Below are 20,465 nucleotides of genomic sequence, written 5' to 3' on the forward strand. Positions count from 1 at the left end.
CTCAGTCACCCAGATATTGAATGGTGATGTGGTATTTAAAGACGTGCTGCTCAATGCTGATCGGCTCACGCTTACCTTTGCGTTGCAGGTAGACAATCTCTGTCACCAGCTTGCCGTCGGGGTTACGCAGTTCGCGTCGGGTTCCAGTATCCTTTAGCGTCCAGCCTTTCGGCAACTGCGGCTGCCAGGCGCTGAGTGGCCAGTGGCTGAGCATCACATCCGCCAGTACCTGGCTGGCGGGCGGCAGCTGCGGCATCACGACTGACTGCTCGGTGTGGATCCCGGTGCCATCGTAGGTTGCGAGGAACAGGCGGATCCCTACTGAGGAGAGCCCGGCCAGCGTCACTTTTTGCCCGTCGGCGTCCAGCAGAACCAGCAGCGACTGGGTCTGGCCGTTAAACCGACCGGTCAGCAACTGCTGAGAACGGATGGCCGGCGTAATGCCCGGCGGTGGCAGCGTCACCTGAGTGCCAGGCTGAAGCCAGGCCTGCGGGCGATTCCCTTCAGTATCGGTTGAATGGCTGCAGCCTGCCAGTAGCAGCGTCGCTGCCAGCGCGGCGGCGCGGTAAAAAGCGTTCATTAGCGTTTTCTCTCGTTCTTGACCGGCATCGCCAGCGGGGCCAGCAGGAAGGCGGTAAAAATACCGCTTACCAGTACGATACCAAAGCTGCTGATGGCCTGCGTCGCGCTGAATACCAACATGCCCAGCGTCAGCAGCGTGGTCATCATCGCCAGGGTGATGGCCAGCATCGACGTTAGCGGCGTACCACGCGGGTTGCTGAAAAACAGCGTGTAGTTGATGCCAATGCCGAGTACCAGCACCAGCGCCAGCAGTGAAAACAGATTGACGGAGTGCCCGACGACGGCCAGAGCCGCCAGCCCGCAGCTGAGCGACAGCACCGATGGCACCAGGCTGATAAGTCCCTGGCGCCAGCCAAGACGGATCATCGCGCCGCAGGCGATCACCGCCAGCGCCACGCACAGTAGCCCCGTCAGCAGCGTGCGGTAGAGGGCAAACAGGTTGTCAAAACTGGCCTTGCGATCGACCCAGACGACGCCTTCATGCTGCGCAGCCAGTTTGCTCAGTGCCGCGCTGTTTTTGACGCCATCCACCGGGACGAGCACGCCGCTTTCGCCGCCTTGCAGGGTCAGCCAGAGCAGACGCCAGCCTTCACTGGCCGGGCTGGCAAGCCAGGCCTCCACGCTGACAGGCATCGCCGCCAGATTCGGTGATACGGTGTTAAGGCCCGCGCTGCGCAGCCCGTTCGTTACCGCAGGCGCAGCGTTGTGCAGGAGCGCAAGATCGCTTTTTTGACGCTTCATTGAGTTGAGTGGCAGGGTTCGCCAACTGGCAAGCACACCCGCTTTTTGCGCCTGAGTCAGCGCCGGGGTAAAGGCCTCCAGCCGCTCCAGCGTTTGCTGGGCTGACGCGCCATAAACCACAAACCACTTCTGATCGACGCGCTGGCCGGTCAGGGCGGTGATGGTTTTCTCCTGCGCCAGAAGCGTTTTCGGCAGCGCCTGCAACTGGGCGATATCGTCGTCCACCTTCAGAGTGGCAATCCCGACAGCGGAAAGGAGCGCCAGCGTGACAGGCAGGCCAACAGCGAGCGTTTTTTTACGTCGCCAGGCGGTCAGCCAGCGCGACATCACTCTCCTGACCGGAACCGGGCGCACCGGCAACCCACGGCACAGCCAGGGGTGCCAGAATATCACCGTCAGACAGGAGGCGCTCAGCCCCACGGCGGCAAACAGCGCCATCTGGCGGATCCCGGGGAAGGGGGCCAGCATCATAATCAGGTATGCCACGACGGTTGTCAGAAGCGCCAGCAGCAGGGCATTACGCACTTTGTCCAGGCTTTGCCACGGTGAATTTTCGCCACCGTGTACCAGCCGTTCGGTCAGGTAGTAGAGGGTGTAATCTGCCGAAATACCGATGATGCTCATGCTCATCACCAGCGTCATCAGATGCAGTTCGCCAAACAGCAGCAGGGTGGCGACCGTGCCTGCCAGCGCCCCGATGGCAATGGAGATCGCGCACAGCAGCAACGGACGCAGGGAGCGGAACGTCGCCACTATCAGCAGGAACACGCCCAGAAGGGTGGCGACACCCAGCGTGGAGATATCCCGTTTGGCCTGCTGGCTGGCGTAATCGCTGTAAAACACCGTGCCGCGAGACAGCAGCTGTGCCTGCGGATAATGTGTTTTCAGCGTCGCCTGTAGTGCGTTCAGGGTGGTGACCAGCCGGTGGGTTTGCTGCATATCAAAGGAGGAACCCGCCAGCTCGCCATGCAGCAGATACCAGTAGTTTCCGGCGTCATCCTGTGTCACCAGCCAGCCGTCCATCAGACGCAGCTTCTGGCTGTTTTGCACCAGCGCGAGCTGCGCGCCGCGCATCAGCATCAGCGGATCGTTTTGCAGCTCCTTGCCGCTTACGCCGGAAAAGGCCGAATAGAGCTGAGATAACACCCACTGCGCCTGCGCTTCACCGCCGTTTTGCAGGCGGGAGCGGGTGGCGGGGTCAATCAGCCCGTTGCGATGCTGCCAGAAAAACTCGCCCCAGGCTTTTTGTCCGGCGGCGTCCATTGGCCCTTTGACCTCGCTCAGCGCTCCGCTGCTTTGCAGCAGCGTCAGCCATTGCTGTGCAACGCGCGGATCGGGTTTTTTGCCGGGGCTGACCAGCCAGACCAGCTGACGGTCGAGCCGCTGCATAAACCCGTCGTTGAGCGCCGGAGGAACGGCTCCCAGCGTCTGTGTCGGCAACATGGCCAGCACGCTGCTGTTCAGGCGCGCGCCAGGCAGCAGCGACACCAGCAGACCCAGCAGGATCAGGCATACCGTGGCCCACAGCAGCGCCGGGTACCGCGATTTACGGTGCGGCAAAGCGTTGGCGTTCGTCATCGGTCAGGCTGGCGGGTGTCAGTCGGTGATTAGAGAGGGTGATATCCGTGCGGTCGCCCTGTTTGTCGTTGAGACGAATAGACTCCAGATACGTCGCACCGCCTAAATCGAGGGTAGCGAAAATGGTGTCCAGCGGCGTTGTTGTGGGGGTCAGCACCAGAGACCAGCGTCCTTCCCCCAGGTCTTTAAAATCAATGCGGAAATTTTCTTCCAGCACCTTGCGATCGGCCTGGAATAACGCCCGCAGCAGGTGGTTGAACTGGAACATCTGCGGGTTATTGTCGGCGGTAATGGTCTGTGGCGGTTGGCCGTTGATCGTCTGCACCATCCGTTTGTCATCCAGCAGCAGCGTCATCGGAAACGGGGCTTTTTGATCCCACAACAGGCCGTTGTCACGGGCGATCACCATTTCGCCCTGCGAACGTAGCGGCTGCGGCATATCTTTGATCGTGCGAACCTGTTCGAAGTGCGCGCGCACCACAGGTTGTTCTGTGAACCGCTGCTGCAGCTCATCCAGCGTTACTGCACTGACCAGCGGGCTGAAGATCAACGCCAGTAAAGGCAACCATTTCATGGCGTTACTCCCATACGTTCAAACAATATCGCCGGGCTGACAAAGCACATTTCGCGGGTGGACTCGTCGACTGCTACCTGGATGGTGTAACCGGTGGTGGTGCGTTTACCGGTCTGCGCGTCGAAGATTTGATAGGCAATGCGCAGGCGGTTTTCATACTCTTCAATTTGCGCCCGTACCCGGATGCGTTGCTCAAACGTCACCGCATCGCGATATTTCACCCGCGTATCGACCACCGGCCAGACATAGCCGGAGGCCTTCATCTGGCGATAGCCATAATCAAACTGATTGAGCAGCGCCTCGCGGGCGATCTCAAAGTAGCGGAAATAGTTGCCGTGCCAGACCACGCCCATCATATCAACGTCGTGGAACGGGATGGTCATCTCGACTTCCGTCGTAAAGCGGGGATCGGTCAGCACCCTTTACTCCTTCTCGGCGATCTCGGGCAGTTGCCAGAAATCGAAAAAATTAAACCAGTCGAGCGGCGACAGTAAGGCGTAATGCTCCAGCCGCCGGGCGTAGCGATCGACAGTGTGTTGCAGCGCCTGCTGGCGCTCACCGCGCGGTAACAGCAGCGGGTCAGCAAACGGTTCGCAGTGCAGGGTCAGCTTCCCCTGCTGGCTGAGGGCAAAAATCAGCACCACCGGACAGCGCAGAATGGAGGCCAGGATAAACGGCCCCTGCGGGAACGGCGCGGGCTGGCCCATAAAATCGCTCCAGATCACGCGCCAGTTGCCGCCGCGCTGCGGCGTGACGGCGATACGATCGCCCACGATGGCCACCCATTCACCGCGATCCAGTTTTTCTTTGATCAGAATAGCGGTCTCCGGGCCGATGTCGGTGACGGGCATCAGGTGAATACCCGCCTGTGGAGCCATCTCTTCCATGATCTGCTTAAAGCGTTGGGCGTTATCGCTAAAGACCAGGGCGTTGATGGTTTTTCCCCCTTCACGCTGCGCCAGCGCGCGGCAGGCTTCCACATCGCCAAGATGCGAGGCCAGCAGCAATTTACCCTGAGGGTCATCCAGCCCCAGCGCCTCGCTGGCACCCGGTGCAAACACCAGATCGCGATGAAGGTGCATCTCGCCGCGCCAGCTGGCCACTTTGTTCAGCATGGCATGACCAAAACGCAGGAAGTGAAAAAAGCTGTGCAGCCGGGGGGGCTGAGGGATCTGTCGCTGTGCCATGACCTGCTTAACCCGCCTCAGCCATTGCCGCGACGCCTGACGCGCCGAACGGGCGGTAAGCCAGTAAACGGCCGTGACCGGCCACAGCAGGAGGGTGAAGGCCTTGCGCCCAAGTAACTGCCAGACGCGTAACATCAGGCGCATTCCCCACAGCCCTTTGACTTCCTGCTGTTGCGCCCAGTGCTGCGGGCTACGGCGCATCAGCAGGGAAGGGATGCGCGGTAACATCCCCAGGAACAGGCGGGTATGCATCAGCGAGATGCGCACGTTATCTTTTAGCGCATCGAAGTGAGATACACCGTCTGGTGGGTAGGTGACGCGGGTGGGCAGAAAATAGCTGGGCGTACCCTGCCAGTAGAGGCGGACCATCACTTCGGTATCAAAGTCCATTCGCTTGCCAAGCGGGGTTCGAGCGGCAAGCTGCATCACCGGCGCAACCGGGTAGACCCGAAAGCCGCACATGCTGTCTTTCAGTTGCAGGGACAGGGTTTCAATCCAGACCCAGACGTGGGTTACCCAGCGTCCGTAGAGACGCGCGCGTGGAATTGAGTCATCGTAAACAGGTTGACCGGAAATCAGTGCATCAGGATGACGTTGCGCCAGCGCCAGAAAGCGGGGGATATCTTCAATGGCGTGCTGACCGTCGGCGTCCACCTGGATCGCATGGGTGAAGCCGCGCTCTGCGCAGGCTTTTAGTCCCGCCATCACCGCCGCGCCTTTGCCGCTGTTTTTCGCCAGGCGTAGCAACGTGACCTGAGGATGCTGCTCCGCTAAGTGCGCAAGGGTGCAGCGCGTTTGCTCTTCACTGCCGTCGTCCACTACCAGACACGGGAGGTTAAACGGTGCCAGTCGTGCGAGCACCGTTGCCATCATCGCACCGTGGTTGTAACAGGGGATCAACACGCAGGGACGGAAGGTTACTGACATAGGCGAATCTTCCCGCTGCTGGCGGTATGGCGCTCACTGCCCGCATGGCGCTGGTAGCTGAAGCTGAGCATCTGACGGGCAGGGTGCCAGTCAAGGACCAGCGTCACTGTGTTGTCCGGCAACAGTGGGGCCGCAAATTTCACATTCTGAATGCTGTGAAAACGGTAGCCTGGAACCATCAGGGTGATGGCGTAATGCATTACCCAGTCGAGTTGTGCAACGCCAGGGAGCAGCGGCTGGACGGCAAAATGTCCCTTAAACCAGAGCAGGTCAGGATCCAGATAAAGCGTTATCTCCAGATGCTCCGGATGCGTCTGGTGGCGTTCGATTTCATGGATCTTCATGAAATAACTCCTGTAGCTGCGCAGTCACACGCTTGTTCATGCTGTTGACCGGGATTTCATCGACGATCCGCCAGTAGCGGGGCACGGCAACCGGCTCAAGGCAGGGACGAAGGGCGCGACGCCAGGCTGATTCCTGGGCATTTTTACCTACGTTATCTCTGTGCAAACGCGCCGCGTCATTGAGCACCAGCAGCACGCCAATACTCTGGCGTCCCCCGCGCATCACTACCAGTGCGGCGGCGTCGCAGATGCCGTCCAGCGCCAGCAAGCGCTGTTCAATCTCATCGAGCGAAATGCGTTTATCTTCAATTTTGACCACCCGACCACGGCGTCCGACGATGTTGAACTGCCCGTCAGCCGCGAAATGCAGGATATCATCCAGCACTATTCCCTCCGCCTCGTGGATCAGTGGCGACGTCACACGATCGCCGTTGAACGTCACACCGGGGAACGGTTGCCAGAGTGTCGTCTCATCCTGACGGTGACGCCAGGCCATAACGCCCGTTTCGGTGCTGCCGTAGATTTCATCAGGCCAGATATTCAGCCAGCCCTGAAACGCAGTGATATCCCGCCAGGGCAGTACGCCACCTGCGGAGAAAAGCAGGGCAACGGGAGGAGGCGTCAGGGCCGTATCCAGCCGCTTGAGGAATGCCGGGCTGCTGATGAAAAGATAGCGTTTGTCGTGGGGCAGGGCTGAGAGCTGCTCGGCATAGTTGAGCAGGCTGGCATGCACCGACAGACCGAGCGCCATGGGTAAGACGACACGAAACGTCAGGCCATACAGATGATGCAACACCACGGAGGCCACGACGCGACAGCCTGTCAATCGTTCGCCAAACCGGCCAGCAAGTAAACGGGCTTCACGATCCAGACTGATTATCGGCTTAATGACTCGCTGCGGCGCACCAGTAGAGCCAGAAGTGTAAAGCTCGATCACGCGCGTATCGTCAATGGCAGGCAAGGGGGAAAAGTCGTTGTTAGTCGGCACTGTGGAAGTGACCAACTGCTGCCGCCCCGAAAAATCGAGCGTTGTGTCGCTCAGGACGCCACTGAACAGGGGCCGCTGTTCGTTAAGCTGTGCCGCCCGGCTGTGCCCGGGAAGCACGGGGGTTTTACCTGCATGCAGCGCCGCCAGCAGGGCGACGATAAAAAGATAGCCGTTATCAAAACAGAGCGCCCAGCGCTCGCCCTCTTCCTGACGCAGTATGTCGACCAGTTGCATGACATCGTGGCGCAGCTCGCCAAGCGTCCAGATACGGTCGTCAAGCCAGGCGATCGGCGTATCATCAGGACGCGGGGCATTTAGCCACTGGCTAAGAGGAAGCGGTTTATACATCGTGTTTAATTACCCGTTGTCGCACCAGCCATTCACACGCCATCAACGTGCCCATCAGGATGTAAGCAATTATCCCGTTCCACAGCGTCCACAGGCGCATGTCGGCGTACAGCACGGTAAACAGCGCGACAGCCCCGTTGCCAATAAAAAAGCCGCACCAGACTTTAGTCACCTTGCGCGTGTAACGAACCCCGGCAGGAGACAAGTTGGGTTCCCGTATTCGCGCCAGCCGTTCTACCATCGGCATGGTTGTCCACAGCGAACTCCCAAATACCACCAGCATCACCAGATTGACGACCACCGGATAAAACAGCACCCACTGGTGAGCGTGCAAAAGCGCGCTCGCCACGCACAGCACCACCCCGGTCAGTGCCACACTCAGGATCACGTAGCGCAAAGGACCGCGATGCTGGCGCACCTGCCAGACACGTAGCAGCAACACCAGAACCATCAGGGGCAATATCCACTGCAAATTGTGGCTTGCAAGGCCGTAGCCAATCAAAAATGGCCATGCCAGCAGCATCAGACCCGTCAGTATCGGGATGAATGGAATGGCAGGCACGTCAGGCGTCGCGCTGGAGTTGTTCCACAACGTCGACGATGTCCTGAACGGTACGCACCGCTTTGAAGGTTTCAGGTTTAATTTTATGACCTGTCTTCTTCTGCAGGTTAACTACCATATCCACAGCATCAATGCTGTCGAGATCCAGGTCTTCGTAAAGCCGGGCTTGCGGTGTAATGATCTCAGGGTCGAGTTCAAAAAGTTTAATAAGAAGCGCAGAGACTTCCTGATAAATCGTTTCTTGTTCTGTCATAGCGGGTCATTCTCAGGCGCGTTGTTGATGGATAAAAGCGGCGAGCGTGGCAACGGAATAGAAGTGCTGACGCATCTCGTCGCTTTCGGCAGAAAGCACTACGCCGTACTGATTTTTCACAGCCAGCCCCAGTTCCAGGGCATCAATAGAGTCCAGACCCAGTCCGTCGCCAAACAGCGGAGCGTCGGTATCAATATCCTCTGGGGTAAGATCTTCCAGATTCAGCGTAGAGATAATGAGATTCTTAATTTCAAGATAGAGCGCTTGCATCTTTCATTCCTGACAAAGATTGAAGACCGGATGTTAATTGCTGCTGCATATACCGGTTTAACTGCCTTGCCGCCAGCGCGGGTTCATGCTGGCTTGCATCGTAAAAATCATGAATGTTGATGCGTTCGCGAACATCCACGGTAAAAATAGGTTTATCATGCGGCACATTGTACCAGCGACTGTGTTTATCCAGCATGCGTTCGCTACAGTGGATCACCACCACGCGCAGGGAGCTGTTGCAACGAACGGCAATATTCGCCGCACCCCGTTGCAGAGAAATGGCTTCACCGACGCGGGTGCGGGTGCCTTCCGGAAAGATCAGCAGGGTGTCGCCCTGCGCCAGACGCTGCTGGCTGGCACGAAGCAGCGTTTCTGCTTCGCTGTTGATCAGGTAGTCAGCTGCACGGATCACGCCGCTGACGAACGGGTTACGCAGCAAGCTGCTTTTCACCAGACAGTCGGTTTCGTTCATCACCGAAGCAAGGATCACATAGTCCAGTAGCGAAGGATGGTTCGCTATCACCAGGCAGCCGCGCTCGGCGCGCAAAACATCCAGGTTGTTGAAGCGGTAATCCAGCACGCCGGTACCGCGAACGACCGCGAGGAACAGCCGAAAACTGGCTGAAATACTGCGTCGCGCCAGTCGACGGCGTTTCGTGCGATCGCGCTGAAAAATCAGCAGCAGGTTAAACCAGACCAGCGACAGCAGCAGCCCGCCAAGGCCAAACAGAGCAAAGCAGAGGCCGGTCATCAGCATGCGCCATAACCGATCGATGCGGGACAGAAGACGGCTCATTGGCGTGTCCATTGCCACTGCAAACGCTCGCCCGTAAGGGCAAATCGCTGTGTGTCGCTCAGGTAATGTCGCAGGAACTGAAGGCTTTGCGGCAACGTCGGCTCTTCCCCGGCACGTCCACTTTGGGTTTCACAGCAGAGTGCGTCACCGGCTTCAATCACCAGCGCCAGGGCGTAAGGCCAGACAGGCATCTGCGGTGGGAGCCCGGCTTGATAGAACTCTGGCAGGACGCCGTCAAAATCTACCAGCAAAACGCGGGAGTAGCCCGCGTGGAGCAGACTCAATACTTCGCACAAACTTTGCTGGAAAGTGTCCATACCGGCGGAGACGGAGGATGAAACAATAGGCTGACCCGCGGTTATCGTGAGGTTGCCGACCGCGGCGTTGTGGACGGACATCGCAAAATCGGTAGGGGAGACGGGTTGCTCCGTCGCAAGCGCTTGCAGAATACGATAGTTGCGTTCCAGTTCTCCATGGCGACTGCTGTAGACCACGGCATCAATACGATGTTTACGCAGCATTGCAAGACCGAGATCGACGGCCAGCTTACTGCCCGAGTTGAGACGGCGGGCGGTCATCATCGGCAGGTCGGTCAGTTTCGCAAGCGGCGCGGTGGGATCGATGGCGTCTGACTGGCGTGACCATGCCTGCCATGCGCTGGCATCGCTGAGTCCTGGCGCTCTTGCCTGCCAGTCGATAATAGAGAGTGTAAATTTCATCTACGCGCGTCCGCGATAAACCTGTTTCTGTGATGTTTCTTCGCAAGCGCTATGTTGCAGCATACATCGTACAGTGTTGTTGTAGGCTTGCGAATAACGTTTCTCCTAAAAATTTCCCGTAGAGCAATATGCTGTTCCACTCCGGATGCTTAATCCGGGAGCCGATTCTTGGGTCGCCCTGGTCCAAGCAGAATCGCCAGTTTGCTGCCACCTTTGGTGGTCTCCATCCAGATCTTACACACACTGGTTAGCGGGACTGACAACAACATTCCGACCGGGCCCAGAAGCCATCCCCAAATCAGTAAAGATAAGAATACCACCAGCGTCGACATGCCCAGCCGATGCCCCATCATGCGCGGTTCGAGAATATTCCCCAGCACCATATGCACGATGAGGAAAAGTGTCCCGACCAACATGCATTCATAGAAACCATTAAACAGGAATGCCTGAATCATCGGTGGTACGGCGGAGAGTACCGCGCCAATATTGGGCACATAGTTGAGCAAAAACGCCAGTACGCCCCACATCAACGCAAACTGCACGCCCATCAACATCAGTCCCAGCCAGACAATAACACCCGTCCAGACGCTCAACAGCGTTTTCAGCGCCAGATATTTGGAGACGCCCTTTAACGCGCGGTGTAATCCGGCGATGTGAATTTGTGGATTATTCAGCGCAAAGCGCAGCTTGTAGGGAACGTGGCGCACTTCGAACAGCATAAACACCACCGTCATGACCAGCAGAAGAATGCTGGCCATCGCGCCGGAAAGTCCCGTCATCAGGGTGGTGGCGTAGGTCATGACTTTCTCTGAATCCATCCGGCGCAGCATCCGCTCTGGCGAGATATGCAGATTAAGGAAAGGCACCATCTCCTGCAGCGCCACGATCTTCCGCGTCAGCGCTTTGTTGTACTGTGGCAGCATCGTGGAGAATTCGCTAAGTGATGCCGCCAGCACACCAAAAAGCGCTGTCAGGGCAATTAGCATGACGATAACCACAATGGTGATGGCCACCGGGCGGCTGACACCCCGACGTAAAAACCAGGTCACCAGCGGGTTAAGCACAATGGCGAAAAAGAGCGCCAGCAGGAGCTGAACAATAATGTCAGCGGCAGCATGGATACCCGCAAGGATAACCACCAGGCAGGCGAGTTTTAATAAGATGTGGAGCCCTGCTTTGTCGGACGGGGTGGCGATCATGCGTGTTCCTTAATATGCTGACCCATAAAGTGTAGTGTCCGGGCTTCGCTTCGTCTGGCTCCGTTAATCTGAAAGTCGGTGCTGATTTTCTTATTGTGTCGTGGTAATAGTGAAACACTGTTGTAAAAATCCAGGTAGAACCTCATGCCCGAACCTGCCGCTGAACCGGCGCTGAGCGGACTGCGCCTCAATCTGCGCATCGTTACCGTTGTTATTTTCAATTTTGCCAGTTATCTGACCATTGGCCTGCCGCTGGCGGTTTTGCCTGGCTATGTCCATGACGTGATGGGCTTTAGTGCGTTCTGGGCGGGATTGGTGATTAGCCTCCAGTATTTCGCCACACTTCTGAGTCGCCCACATGCCGGGCGCTACGCAGATCTGTTCGGGCCAAAAAGCATCGTTATTGTGGGACTATGCGGCTGTTTCCTGAGTGGTCTGAGCTATTTGCTGGCCGCCACAACCAGCCACTGGCCTCTGGTTAGCCTGGTGCTGCTTTGTCTTGGGCGCGTGATCCTGGGTATCGGTCAAAGTCTGGCGGGAACCGGTTCGACGCTGTGGGGCGTGGGTGTCGTGGGTGCGCCGCACATTGGCCGGGTGATTTCGTGGAATGGCATTGTCACCTACGGCGCAATGGCTCTGGGGGCGCCGCTTGGTGTGGCTTGTTATGCGTTTGGCGGCCTGTATGGACTGGCGATTACCATTATGGCGGTCGCTGCTCTGGCGATTATCTTTGCGCTGCCGCGCCCGAAAGTGAAGGCCAGCAAAGGCAAACCGCTACCGTTTCGCGCAGTGCTGGGGCGCGTCTGGCCGTATGGTATGGCCCTGGCGCTGGCGACAACGGGGTTCGGTGTGATTGCGACCTTCATTACCCTTTTCTATGACGCCAAAGGGTGGGACGGCGCAGCTTTCGCGTTAACCCTGTTTAGCTGCGCGTTTGTTGGCGCGCGTTTGCTTTTCCCGAACGGTATCAACCGTCTGGGTGGGCTGAACGTGGCAATGATCTGCTTTGCGGTAGAGATAGTCGGGCTGCTGTTGACCGGCATAGCGATGGTGCCATGGGTCGCAAAAGTGGGCGTCTTCCTTGCGGGAGCAGGTTTTTCACTGGTCTTCCCGGCACTGGGCGTGGTGGCGGTAAAAGCCGTGCCGCAGCAGAACCAGGGGGCGGCGCTGGCGACCTATACGGTATTTATGGATATGTCTTTAGGCATTACCGGCCCGCTGGCGGGGCTGGTGATGACCTGGGCAGGGGTACCGGTTATTTATCTTGCTGCGGCGGGTCTGGTGGTTATCGCATTGATGCTGACATGGCAGCTAAAAAAATGGCCCCCGGTACAGGCACCGGAGGCCACGTCATCCTCGTGAAGGATTACTGGATCACGAGGGTGTTAATGATGTTTTCAGCCGCAGTCTGCGCTTTCTGCTGATCGTCCGCTGGCAGGGTGATCTGCATAGTCAGCAGTTTGTTATCGACCTTACCCAGCACCACAGACGAGTACGCGGTCTGGCCTTTTGCGGAGATGATGCTGTCCAGCTGTTGCAGCGTGTGGCCTTTCAGTTCGATGGATTTATTGGTGACCACCTGCAGCTGCGGATCGCGGCTGCGCTGCTGATCTTCCAGACGTTTTGACAGCACGCCCAGATCTTCGCTGGTGTCGTCACCCACAATCACAATGACGGCTTTCTGCCCGGTTGCGTCGGAATAAACGTGCATATTGTTCGCCTGAGTGCCCAGCTTACCGCTCTGGTCAGTCATATCGGCTGGCAGAGAGAAACTGAGTTTACCATCCAGCAGATTCACCGGCTGACCGGTCGCATTACTCTCTGCAGATGCACCCTGAGCAGGCGTTTTCGTGTCGCTGTTATCACAGGCTGCAAGACCCACAACCAGCAGGCCAATCCCGACATATTTAACCAGATTGCGCATTGACTTCTTCCTTTCGATAAACGGCCATAACGGCTCATTCGCTCATCTTATCACAACTGATAAAGCGAACCCTTAACCAGCCTGCAATGCCGTGATTTCAGATTTATCTGCCAGCCTTTTCAGCAGCATATTCAGCAACACACCATACATTGGCAGGAAGAAGACGATACTGATAAGCACCTTGAAGCAGTAGTCCACCAGGGCGATCTCCATCCAGTGCTCGGCCATGAACGCATCCGGGCTGTGCCAGAAGGCGATGAAGAAGAAGGCCAGCGTATCGCTCACGTTACCGAACAGCGTCGAGGCGGTCGGGGCCATCCACCAGCGGTGATTCTGACGCAGGCGGTTAAACACATGCACGTCGAGGATCTGCCCCAGCGCATAAGCCATAAAGCTTGCGGTGGCGATTCGGGCGACAAACAGGTTGAAGTGGGTTAGTGCCTCAAAACCCTGCCAACTGCCCATATAGAACAGGGACGAAATCACGTAAGACACGAACAGCGCCGGGAGCATGACCGCAAAAATAATGCGGCGAGCCAGCGGTGCGCCAAAAATTCGCACGGTCAAATCGGTGGCGAGAAAAATAAACGGAAAACTGAACGCCCCCCAGGTGGTATGAAAACCAAAAATGGAGATGGGAAGCTGTACCAGATAGTTGCTGGAGGTGATCACCAGCAAATGGAAAAGCGAAAGCCAGAACAACGCTTTTACGCGCTGCGATTCAGAAAACTGCGTCATATTGTGACCTTTTTATACGTTGGGGTGAGGGAACCCAATAAAAACCGCAGCATGATACTGCTTTGGTCAGACATTGCAATGGTTAGTTTTTACGCAATCGTTAACCTAGTTTGCATTGATCGCTACGGGGCGTAAACTACAGCCGTTTTTACCTGACCGAGAAGATCATGACCGACCTGTTTTCCAGCCCAGACCACACCCTTGATGCCCAGGGCCTTCGCTGCCCGGAGCCGGTAATGATGGTGCGCAAAACCGTGCGTAACATGCAATCCGGTGAAACGCTGCTGATCATCGCCGACGACCCGGCGACCACCCGCGATATCCCCGGGTTTTGTACCTTTATGGAGCATGAGCTGGTGGCACAGCAGACCGAGGCGCTGCCGTACCGGTATTTGATTCGTAAGGGTTAGTCCTCCGCGGCCTGATGCCCTCACCCCGGCCCTCTCCCACGGGGAGAGGGAGAAAGTCATCCTTTCATCCACACCCGGATCCCGTCCAGGAACATCTGCGTTGCCATCATCACCAGAATCAGCCCCATCAGGCGCTCCAGCGCGTTGACCCCTTTTTCTCCCAGCAGGCGCAGGAACAGGGACGACTGCAGCAGGATGATAAAGGTCCCGCCCCAGGCGATCAGTAAGGCAATCACCAGATGGCTCATCTGGTTCGGATACTGATGTGACAGCAGCATCAGCGTCGCCAGAATGGTCGGCCCGGCGACGAGTGGAATCGCCAGCGGCACAATAAATGGCTCTTCACCCGCAGGCAGGCCGCTGCTGCTACCTTCCGCGCTCGGGAAAATCATCTTTATGGCAATCAGGAACAGGATAATCCCGCCGGAAATCGACACGGTTTCGGCACGCAGGTTCAGGAATGCGAGGATTTTTTCGCCTGCAAACAGGAAGATAAACATCACCAGCAGCGCGATGAGCAGCTCGCGGATCATGATCGCCCGACGGCGCTTTGGCTCGGTGTGCTTCAGCACCGACATGAAGATCGGCAGGTTTCCGAGTGGATCCATTATCAGGATCAATAAAACCGCCGCGGAAATGATTTCACTCATGTAAATTATCCCTGAAACTCTCTATGGTTATTATGATGATTAGCTCTTTTTCTGATTGCCGGGCAATCATCGATTAATTTCGCTTGCGACTTTGGCAGCATTTTGTAATGTGAAGCATATCCCAGTTCAATACTGGCTTGCACAAACAGCACACACCCTCTGCAGGAAAAAAATGCTATGAAAAACGTTGGTTTTATCGGCTGGCGCGGTATGGTCGGCTCTGTACTCATGCAACGCATGGTTGAAGAGCGCGATTTCGACGCTATCCGCCCGGTCTTCTTCTCCACTTCCCAGCTCGGCCAGGCTGCTCCGTCCTTTGGTGGTACCACAGGCACGTTGCAGGATGCATACGATCTGGAAGCGCTGAAGGCACTCGACATTATTGTCACGTGCCAGGGCGGCGATTATACCAACGAAATCTATCCAAAGCTGCGTGAAAGCGGCTGGCAGGGCTACTGGATTGACGCGGCCTCTTCGCTGCGCATGAAAGACGATGCCATCATCATTCTTGACCCGGTTAACCAGAGCGTGATCACCGACGGCCTGAACAACGGCGTGAAAACCTTTGTTGGCGGTAACTGCACCGTCAGCCTGATGCTGATGTCTCTGGGCGGCCTGTTCGCGCAAGATCTGGTGGAGTGGGTCTCCGTGGCGACGTACCAGGCAGCTTCCGGCGGCGGTGCGCGTCATATGCGCGAGCTGCTGACCCAGATGGGCCAACTGCATCAGAGCGTCGCGACCGAGCTGGCAGACCCGGCGTCCGCGATTCTGGATATCGAGCGTAAAGTCACCCAGCTGACCCGCAGCGGCGAGCTGCCGGTGGATAACTTCGGCGTACCGCTGGCCGGTGGCCTGATCCCGTGGATCGACAAACAGCTGGATAATGGACAGACCCGCGAAGAGTGGAAGGGCCAGGCCGAGACCAACAAAATCCTCAATACCGCGAATACCATTCCGGTAGACGGTCTGTGCGTGCGCATTGGCGCGCTGCGCTGCCACAGCCAGGCCTTCACCATTAAACTGAAAAAAGATGTGTCTATTCCAACCGTGGAAGAGTTGCTGGCTGCACACAACCCGTGGGCGAAAGTGGTACCAAACGATCGCGATATCACCATGCGTGAACTGACCCCTGCAGCCGTGACCGGCACGCTGACCACGCCTGTTGGCCGTCTGCGTAAGCTGAACATGGGGCCGGAGTACCTCTCCGCGTTCACCGTCGGCGACCAGCTCTTATGGGGTGCCGCCGAGCCGCTGCGCCGCATGCTGCGCCAGCTGGCGTAATAATTTGTTAACGACCGGGGGTGATTTTCACCCCCTTTTTTTGCGTACTACATGGAGTAAAACGCGTATGTCTTATTTTTTATCAGGAGTCATTTAGAGCGTTGGCTATGCTTTAAGGAAGAGTCATTTCTTACCTGAGGTTAGGACGGGCTGTGAGGATGCTCGTTCAGGTCACATTAAAGTCGTCCCAGGCGCTAAAAAAAGGACGACATAAAAAACAGGATGAATACCATGTCCGATCGTGTGGATAGAGACGTGATTAATGCGCTTATTGCGGGTCATTTTGCCGACCCCTTTTCCGTGCTGGGGATGCACCGTACAGAGGCCGGGCTGGAAGTCCGGGCGTTGTTACCGGATGCGACAGAAGTGTGGGTTATCGAACCCAAAACCGGCCGCAAAGTGGGCAATCTGGAATGCCTCGACTCGCGCGGTTTCTTCTCTGGCGTGATGCCCCGTCGTAAAAATCCCTTCCGTTATCAGCTCGCCGTCATCTGGCACGGCCAGCAAAATCTCATTGATGATCCCTACAGCTTTGGTCCTCTTTTGCAGGAGATGGATGCCTGGCTGCTGTCTGAAGGAACCCATTTACGGCCTTATGAAACGCTGGGTGCCCATGCAGACACGATGGATGGTATCACCGGCACGCGGTTTGCCGTGTGGGCACCCAACGCCCAACGCGTCTCCGTTGTCGGACAATTCAACTACTGGGACGGTCGTCGCCATCCGATGCGCCTGCGCCGTGAAACCGGCATCTGGGAGCTGTTTATCCCCGGTGCGCAAAACGGCCAGCTCTATAAGTTCGAGATGATCGATGCCCACGGCAAGCTGCGCATTAAAGCCGACCCATACGCCTTTGAAGCCCAGATGCGCCCGGATACGGCATCGCTGATTTGTGGCCTGCCGGAGAAGATCGTCCAGACGGAAGAACGCAAGCAGGCCAACCGCTTCGACGCGCCAATCTCCGTCTATGAAGTGCATCTTGGCTCCTGGCGCCGCCACACTGATAACAACTTCTGGCTCAGCTACCGGGAACTCGCCGATCAGCTGGTGCCGTATGCCAAATGGATGGGCTTTACTCACCTTGAGCTGTTGCCGGTTAACGAACACCCGTTCGACGGTAGCTGGGGTTATCAGCCAACCGGGCTGTATGCGCCTACGCGCCGCTTCGGCACGCGCGATGACTTCCGCTATTTCATCCATGCCGCGCATGCCGCCGGGCTGAATGTGATCCTCGACTGGGTGCCAGGCCATTTCCCGTCCGATGACTTTGGCTTGTCAGAGTTTGATGGTACGAAGCTGTACGAGCACAGCGACCCGCGAGAAGGTTATCACCAGGACTGGAATACGCTGATCTACAACTATGGTCGCCGCGAAGTCGCGAACTACCTGGTCGGAAATGCCCTGTACTGGATTGAGCGCTTTGGCATTGATGCTCTGCGTGTTGATGCGGTGGCATCCATGATCTATCGCGACTACAGCCGCAAAGAGGGGGAGTGGATCCCGAACGAGTTTGGTGGCCGTGAAAACCTGGAAGCGATTGAGTTCCTGCGCAGCACCAACCGCATTATCGGTGAGCAGGTGGACGGCGCGGTAACAATGGCAGAAGAGTCGACCGACTTTGCGGGTGTCTCCCGACCACCGTCATTAGGTGGCCTGGGGTTCTGGTACAAGTGGAACCTGGGCTGGATGCACGACACGCTCGACTACATGAAGCTGGATCCGGTTTACCGCAAGTACCATCACGATAAGCTGACGTTCGGGATGCTCTACAACTACACCGAAAACTTCATGCTACCGCTGTCGCATGATGAAGTGGTACACGGCAAAAAATCCATTCTTGACCGCATGCCGGGCGATGCGTGGCAGAAATTTGCCAACCTGCGCGCCTACTACGGCTGGATGTTTGCGTTCCCGGGCAAAAAACTGCTGTTTATGGGCAATGAGTTCGCTCAGGGACGCGAATGGAACCACGACGCCAGCCTCGACTGGCATCTGCTGGAAGGCGGTGACAACTGGCACCACGGCGTGCAGCGTCTGGTGCGTGATCTGAACCTGACCTATCGTCATCACAAAGCGCTGCATGAGCTCGACTTTGACCCGTACGGCTTTGAGTGGCTGGTGGTGGATGACCATGAGCGCTCGGTGTTTGTCTTTGTGCGGCGAGATAAAGCGGGTAACGAGATCATCGTCGCCAGCAACTTCACGCCTGTGCCGCGTCAACACTATCGCTTTGGCATTAATCAGCCGGGTAAATGGCGCGAAATCCTGAATACTGACTCCATGCACTACCACGGCAGCAACACCGGCAATGGTGGTCTGGTGCAAAGCGATGCCATCGAAAGTCACGGGCGGCCAAACTCCCTGAGTCTCACGCTACCGCCGCTTGGCACTATCTGGCTGATGAGGGAGGGTGAATGACGCAGCTTACGGCAGGTCAACCCGAACCGCTTGGGGCGAGTTTTGACGGAAAGGGTGTGAATTTCACCCTCTTTTCTGCTCACGCTGAGCGGGTAGAACTGTGTGTTTTTGACGGTGAGGGTAATGAGCACCGTTACGATTTACCGTCGCGCACGGGGGATACCTGGCACGGTTACCTGGCCGGAGGACGGCCAGGTATGCACTATGGTTTTCGTGTTCATGGTCCGTGGGAACCTGCGCAAGGGCACTGGTTTAACCCTGCAAAGCTGTTGATTGATCCGTGTGCGCATCGCGTGGACGGTGAGTTTAAAGACGACCCGATTTTCCATGTTGGTTATGGTGAGCCTGACCATCGAGACAGTGCTCACGTGCTGCCAAAAAGCGTGGTAGTGCACGATCTCTATGACTGGGAGGACGATGCGCCACCGGCCACGCCGTGGGGCAACACCGTCATTTATGAGGCCCATGTCAAAGGGCTGACGTATCTGCATCCGTCCATCCCCAAAGAGATGCGCGGCACCTACAAGGCGCTCGGGCATCCGACCATGATCGCCTACCTGAAACACCTCGGCATCACCGCTCTTGAACTGTTACCCGTCGCCCATTTTGCCAGCGAACCGCGTCTGCAGCGGCTGGGGTTGAGCAACTACTGGGGCTACAACCCGCTGGCGATGTTCGCGCTCGAACCCCGCTATGCTGTTCATCCGGAAAAAGCGCGGGACGAGTTCCGCGATGCGGTGAAAGCGCTCCATGCCGCGGGAATTGAAGTCATTCTGGATGTGGTGCTGAACCACAGCGCTGAAAGCGATCTTGATGGTCCAACGCTCTCCATGCGCGGAATTGATAACCGTAGCTATTATTGGATCAGGCAGGATGGCGATTACGAGAACTGGACCGGCTGCGGTAACACGCTCAATCTCAGCCATCCGGCGGTCACGCATTTTGCTTATGAATGCCTGAAATACTGGGTGGAAACGTTCCACGTGGACGGTTTTCGTTTCGATCTGGCGCCCGTGATGGGACGCACGCCGGGATTCAGCCAGCAGGCACCGCTGTTTGAGGCGATAAAAAACTGTCCGGTGCTCTCGCAGGTCAAGCTCATCGCCGAACCGTGGGACATCGGTGAAGGCGGCTATCAGGTCGGGAATTTCCCACCGCTGTTTGCCGAGTGGAACGATCACTATCGCGATGCCGCGCGCCGCTTCTGGCTGGAGCGAAATCTCTCGCTGGGGGAATTTGCCGGGCGCTTTGCCGCGTCAAGCGATCTCTTTAAGCGCGACGGTAAGCGACCGTCGGCCACCGTCAACCTGCTGACGGCGCACGACGGTTTTACGCTCAGGGACTGCGTTTGTTTCAATCAGAAACACAATGAGGCGAACGGCGAAGAGAATCGCGATGGCACTAACAATAACCATAGCTTTAATCATGGTATAGAAGGGTTAGGCGGAAGCCTTGACGTTATCGAGCGGCGGCGCGCCAGCGTTCATGCACTGCTGACAACGCTTCTGTTGTCGCAGGGGACACCGATGCTGCTGGCGGGCGATGAGCACGGCCACAGCCAGCACGGTAACAACAATGCGTATTGCCAGGACAACACCTTAACCTGGCTTGACTGGGGGGAGGCGAACAGCGGGTTGATCCATTTTACCGCTGCGCTGATCCACCTTCGCCAGCAAATCCCGGCCCTGACCACCGACCGCTGGTGGGAAGAGGGAGACGGAAACGTTCGCTGGTTGAATAAAGACGCGCAACCACTAAGCGCGCAAGAGTGGCAACACGGTGTACCACGGCTGCAAATCCTGCTTTCGGATAAATGGCTGGTTACGCTGAACGCGACGGATGATGTCGCAGAGATTGTTTTACCTGAAGGGGAATGGCGCGCCGTTCCCCCCTTTGCCGGAGCGGATAATCCGGTAGTAATGGCTGTCTGGCACGGGCCTGCGCACGGAGTGTGTGTATTCCAAAGATGATAAAAA

Annotated in this window: 20 protein-coding genes and 1 pseudogene; 5 read left to right on the forward strand and 16 right to left on the reverse strand. The window is 57.1% G+C overall.

Going from position 1 to position 20,465, the window contains the following annotated elements; translation table 11 throughout:
- Position 1: 1 nt before the first annotated feature.
- The 13 genes from WB237_RS19440 to WB237_RS19500 form a co-directional block, all read right to left on the reverse strand.
- Entirely contained in the window at positions 2-580 is a 579-nt protein-coding gene (locus WB237_RS19440; protein ID WP_336215536.1) for a DUF3261 domain-containing protein, read from the reverse strand.
- Complete coding sequence (locus WB237_RS19445; protein WP_336215538.1) at positions 580-2,901, reverse strand: MMPL family transporter; 2,322 nt, start codon at positions 2,899-2,901, stop codon at positions 580-582. Before WB237_RS19445 ends, WB237_RS19440 begins: the two co-directional genes overlap by 1 nt.
- Complete coding sequence (locus WB237_RS19450) at positions 2,870-3,475, reverse strand: LolA family protein (RefSeq protein ID WP_129994815.1); 606 nt, start codon at positions 3,473-3,475, stop codon at positions 2,870-2,872. Before WB237_RS19450 ends, WB237_RS19445 begins: the two co-directional genes overlap by 32 nt.
- On the reverse strand, positions 3,472-3,894 hold the full coding sequence (locus tag WB237_RS19455; protein WP_336215541.1) for an acyl-CoA thioesterase: 423 nt from the start codon (positions 3,892-3,894) through the stop codon (positions 3,472-3,474). Before WB237_RS19455 ends, WB237_RS19450 begins: the two co-directional genes overlap by 4 nt.
- 3 nt (positions 3,895-3,897) lie before the next feature.
- On the reverse strand, positions 3,898-5,589 hold the full coding sequence (locus WB237_RS19460; protein ID WP_336215545.1) for a glycosyltransferase family 2 protein: 1,692 nt from the start codon (positions 5,587-5,589) through the stop codon (positions 3,898-3,900).
- Complete coding sequence (locus tag WB237_RS19465; protein ID WP_336215549.1) at positions 5,580-5,933, reverse strand: ApeI family dehydratase; 354 nt, start codon at positions 5,931-5,933, stop codon at positions 5,580-5,582. The genes WB237_RS19460 and WB237_RS19465 overlap by 10 nt, the downstream gene beginning before the upstream one ends.
- Positions 5,920-7,269 (reverse strand): AMP-binding protein, encoded by a 1,350-nt coding sequence (locus WB237_RS19470; RefSeq protein ID WP_336215552.1) that lies wholly within the window; start codon positions 7,267-7,269, stop codon positions 5,920-5,922. Before WB237_RS19470 ends, WB237_RS19465 begins: the two co-directional genes overlap by 14 nt.
- The gene (locus WB237_RS19475) at positions 7,262-7,861 is read right to left on the reverse strand and encodes a hypothetical protein (RefSeq protein ID WP_336215555.1); all 600 of its coding nucleotides are present in this window, start codon (positions 7,859-7,861) and stop codon (positions 7,262-7,264) included. The genes WB237_RS19470 and WB237_RS19475 overlap by 8 nt, the downstream gene beginning before the upstream one ends.
- The gene (locus WB237_RS19480) at positions 7,833-8,084 is read right to left on the reverse strand and encodes an acyl carrier protein (RefSeq protein ID WP_114979322.1); all 252 of its coding nucleotides are present in this window, start codon (positions 8,082-8,084) and stop codon (positions 7,833-7,835) included. The genes WB237_RS19475 and WB237_RS19480 overlap by 29 nt, the downstream gene beginning before the upstream one ends.
- Positions 8,085-8,096: 12 nt before the next feature.
- The gene (locus WB237_RS19485) at positions 8,097-8,354 is read right to left on the reverse strand and encodes a phosphopantetheine-binding protein (RefSeq protein ID WP_114979323.1); all 258 of its coding nucleotides are present in this window, start codon (positions 8,352-8,354) and stop codon (positions 8,097-8,099) included.
- Positions 8,335-9,150, reverse strand: a complete 816-nt coding sequence (locus tag WB237_RS19490) for a lysophospholipid acyltransferase family protein (RefSeq protein WP_336215559.1) — start codon at positions 9,148-9,150, stop codon at positions 8,335-8,337. The genes WB237_RS19485 and WB237_RS19490 overlap by 20 nt, the downstream gene beginning before the upstream one ends.
- Complete coding sequence (locus WB237_RS19495; protein WP_336215562.1) at positions 9,147-9,869, reverse strand: beta-ketoacyl synthase chain length factor; 723 nt, start codon at positions 9,867-9,869, stop codon at positions 9,147-9,149. The genes WB237_RS19490 and WB237_RS19495 overlap by 4 nt, the downstream gene beginning before the upstream one ends.
- A gap of 149 nt (positions 9,870-10,018) precedes the next feature.
- On the reverse strand, positions 10,019-11,065 hold the full coding sequence (locus WB237_RS19500) for an AI-2E family transporter (RefSeq protein ID WP_336215695.1): 1,047 nt from the start codon (positions 11,063-11,065) through the stop codon (positions 10,019-10,021).
- A gap of 112 nt (positions 11,066-11,177) precedes the next feature.
- Here WB237_RS19500 and WB237_RS19505 point away from each other — a divergent pair.
- Positions 11,178-12,430 (forward strand): annotated as a pseudogene (locus tag WB237_RS19505) (MFS transporter).
- A gap of 4 nt (positions 12,431-12,434) precedes the next feature.
- On the opposite strand, the gene WB237_RS19510 reads toward WB237_RS19505, so the two are convergent.
- Positions 12,435-12,992, reverse strand: a complete 558-nt coding sequence (locus tag WB237_RS19510) for a DcrB family lipoprotein (protein ID WP_049005375.1) — start codon at positions 12,990-12,992, stop codon at positions 12,435-12,437.
- A 72-nt stretch (positions 12,993-13,064) separates the two neighbouring features.
- A complete protein-coding gene (locus WB237_RS19515; RefSeq protein ID WP_028018048.1) occupies positions 13,065-13,730 on the reverse strand; it encodes a 7-cyano-7-deazaguanine/7-aminomethyl-7-deazaguanine transporter in 666 nt (221 codons plus the stop codon).
- Positions 13,731-13,897: 167 nt separating this feature from the next.
- Here WB237_RS19515 and tusA point away from each other — a divergent pair, with 167 nt between their 5' ends.
- The gene (gene tusA / locus WB237_RS19520; protein WP_028018047.1) at positions 13,898-14,140 is read left to right on the forward strand and encodes a sulfurtransferase TusA; all 243 of its coding nucleotides are present in this window, start codon (positions 13,898-13,900) and stop codon (positions 14,138-14,140) included.
- Between the two features lie 56 nt (positions 14,141-14,196).
- Here the strand turns inward: tusA and yhgN are convergent, their stop codons facing one another.
- Positions 14,197-14,790, reverse strand: a complete 594-nt coding sequence (gene yhgN / locus WB237_RS19525) for an NAAT family transporter YhgN (protein ID WP_039269593.1) — start codon at positions 14,788-14,790, stop codon at positions 14,197-14,199.
- A 177-nt stretch (positions 14,791-14,967) separates the two neighbouring features.
- Between yhgN and asd the strand changes: the two genes are divergently transcribed.
- The 3 genes from asd to glgX all read left to right on the forward strand — a co-directional run bounded on the left by asd (position 14,968) and on the right by glgX (position 20,459).
- The gene (gene asd, locus WB237_RS19530) at positions 14,968-16,071 is read left to right on the forward strand and encodes an aspartate-semialdehyde dehydrogenase (protein WP_336215571.1); all 1,104 of its coding nucleotides are present in this window, start codon (positions 14,968-14,970) and stop codon (positions 16,069-16,071) included.
- Positions 16,072-16,302: 231 nt separating this feature from the next.
- Positions 16,303-18,489 (forward strand): 1,4-alpha-glucan branching enzyme, encoded by a 2,187-nt coding sequence (glgB, locus tag WB237_RS19535; protein ID WP_336215573.1) that lies wholly within the window; start codon positions 16,303-16,305, stop codon positions 18,487-18,489.
- Positions 18,486-20,459 (forward strand): glycogen debranching protein GlgX, encoded by a 1,974-nt coding sequence (glgX, locus tag WB237_RS19540; protein ID WP_336215576.1) that lies wholly within the window; start codon positions 18,486-18,488, stop codon positions 20,457-20,459. The genes glgB and glgX overlap by 4 nt, the downstream gene beginning before the upstream one ends.
- Positions 20,460-20,465 lie beyond the last annotated feature (6 nt).

The organism is Enterobacter sp. P82, assembly GCF_037053385.1.
Taxonomy (GTDB): Bacteria; Pseudomonadota; Gammaproteobacteria; order Enterobacterales; family Enterobacteriaceae; genus Enterobacter.

Coding starts and splice junctions, on each gene's coding strand:
- WB237_RS19440 (WP_336215536.1), bottom strand. CDS start 580: ATGAACGCTTTTTACCGCGCCGCCGCGCTGGCAGCGACGCTGCTACTG.
- WB237_RS19445 (WP_336215538.1), bottom strand. CDS start 2,901: ATGACGAACGCCAACGCTTTGCCGCACCGTAAATCGCGGTACCCGGCG.
- WB237_RS19450 (WP_129994815.1), bottom strand. CDS start 3,475: ATGAAATGGTTGCCTTTACTGGCGTTGATCTTCAGCCCGCTGGTCAGT.
- WB237_RS19460 (WP_336215545.1), bottom strand. CDS start 5,589: ATGTCAGTAACCTTCCGTCCCTGCGTGTTGATCCCCTGTTACAACCAC.
- WB237_RS19465 (WP_336215549.1), bottom strand. CDS start 5,933: ATGAAGATCCATGAAATCGAACGCCACCAGACGCATCCGGAGCATCTG.
- WB237_RS19470 (WP_336215552.1), bottom strand. CDS start 7,269: ATGTATAAACCGCTTCCTCTTAGCCAGTGGCTAAATGCCCCGCGTCCT.
- WB237_RS19480 (WP_114979322.1), bottom strand. CDS start 8,084: ATGACAGAACAAGAAACGATTTATCAGGAAGTCTCTGCGCTTCTTATT.
- WB237_RS19485 (WP_114979323.1), bottom strand. CDS start 8,354: ATGCAAGCGCTCTATCTTGAAATTAAGAATCTCATTATCTCTACGCTG.
- WB237_RS19490 (WP_336215559.1), bottom strand. CDS start 9,150: ATGAGCCGTCTTCTGTCCCGCATCGATCGGTTATGGCGCATGCTGATG.
- WB237_RS19495 (WP_336215562.1), bottom strand. CDS start 9,869: ATGAAATTTACACTCTCTATTATCGACTGGCAGGCAAGAGCGCCAGGA.
- WB237_RS19510 (WP_049005375.1), bottom strand. CDS start 12,992: ATGCGCAATCTGGTTAAATATGTCGGGATTGGCCTGCTGGTTGTGGGT.
- WB237_RS19515 (WP_028018048.1), bottom strand. CDS start 13,730: ATGACGCAGTTTTCTGAATCGCAGCGCGTAAAAGCGTTGTTCTGGCTT.
- tusA (WP_028018047.1), top strand. CDS start 13,898: ATGACCGACCTGTTTTCCAGCCCAGACCACACCCTTGATGCCCAGGGC.
- yhgN (WP_039269593.1), bottom strand. CDS start 14,790: ATGAGTGAAATCATTTCCGCGGCGGTTTTATTGATCCTGATAATGGAT.
- asd (WP_336215571.1), top strand. CDS start 14,968: ATGAAAAACGTTGGTTTTATCGGCTGGCGCGGTATGGTCGGCTCTGTA.
- glgB (WP_336215573.1), top strand. CDS start 16,303: ATGTCCGATCGTGTGGATAGAGACGTGATTAATGCGCTTATTGCGGGT.
- glgX (WP_336215576.1), top strand. CDS start 18,486: ATGACGCAGCTTACGGCAGGTCAACCCGAACCGCTTGGGGCGAGTTTT.